We start from the raw sequence: 1158 nt of genomic DNA on the forward strand, positions 1-1158 counted from the left end.
GGCCCGACGGCCCGACCCCGCACCTCCCCCCCGGAAGGCACCCGCATGTCCGCGCTGTTCTCCCCGCTGTCGATCCGTGGCACGACGTTCGCGCACCGCGTGTGGATGGCGCCGATGTGCCAGTACTCGGCGGCCGCCGACGGGCCGGACGCGGGTGCGCCGAACGCGTGGCACGTGCAGCACTACGGCTCGCGCGCGGTGGGCGGGGTCGCGCACGTGATCGTCGAGGCGACGGCGGTGACGGCGGACGGCCGCATCAGCCCGTTCGACCTGGGTCTGTGGGACGACGCGCAGGTCGCGGCGCACCGCACGGTGACCGACCTGGTGCACGCGCAGGGCGTGGTCGCGGGCGTGCAGCTCGCGCACGCGGGCCGCAAGGCCAGCACGGACGCGCCGTGGCGCGGCGGCGCCCCGCTCGCCGACGGCGCGGGCGGCTGGCCCGTCGTCGGCCCGAGCGCGGTGGCGTTCAGCGACACGCACCCGGCGCCGCACGCGCTGACCGTCGAGGAGATCGGGGACGTCGTGACGGCGTTCGCGGACGCCGCGCGCCGCGCGGTCGCGGCGGGGTACGACGTGGTCGAGGTGCACGCCGCCCACGGGTACCTGCTGCACCAGTTCTGCTCGCCGGACTCGAACGTGCGCGACGACGCGTACGGCGGCTCGTTCGAGAACCGCACGCGCCTGGTGCGGGAGGTCGTCACGGCGGTGCGCGCCGCGGTGCCGGACATGATGCCCGTGCTCGTGCGGGTGTCCGCGACGGACTGGGTCGAGCCGGCCGGCTGGACGGGCGACGACACGGTGCGCCTCGCGCGGGACCTCGCACCGCTGGGCGTCGACATGGTGCACGTGTCGTCGGGCGGCAACCTGCCGCACGTGCGCATCCCCACGGGCCCGGCGTACCAGGTGCCGCTCGCGGCGCGGGTGCGCGCCGAGGCGGGCGTGCCGACGGTCGCGGTGGGGCTCATCACGGACCCGCAGGACGCCGAGCGGGTCGTGGCCGACGGGTCCGCCGACGCGGTCGCGCTGGGCCGTCCGCTGCTCGCGGACCCCGCGTGGCCGCACCGCGCCGCCGTCGCCCTGGGCGCCGACCTCGCGCTCGCCCCGCAGTACGAGCGCGCCCGCTCCTTCCTCGCCTGAGCCCCCACCGTCCGTCGTCCG

At 77.5% G+C, this 1158-nt stretch carries 1 protein-coding gene; it reads left to right on the forward strand.

From position 1 onward, the window contains the following. Window positions 1–45: 45 nt before the first annotated feature. Complete coding sequence (locus ATM99_RS17315; RefSeq protein WP_062104057.1) at window positions 46–1137, forward strand: NADH:flavin oxidoreductase/NADH oxidase; 1092 nt, start codon at window positions 46–48, stop codon at window positions 1135–1137. Window positions 1138–1158: the final 21 nt, after the last annotated feature.

It is taken from the genome of Cellulomonas sp. B6 (assembly GCF_001462455.1).
Classification (GTDB): Bacteria; Actinomycetota; Actinomycetes; order Actinomycetales; family Cellulomonadaceae; genus Cellulomonas.

What these genes read in the sequence shown, in the direction of transcription:
- ATM99_RS17315 (WP_062104057.1), top strand. Translation starts at nt 46, where the DNA reads ATGTCCGCGCTGTTCTCCCCGCTGTCGATCCGTGGCACGACGTTCGCG.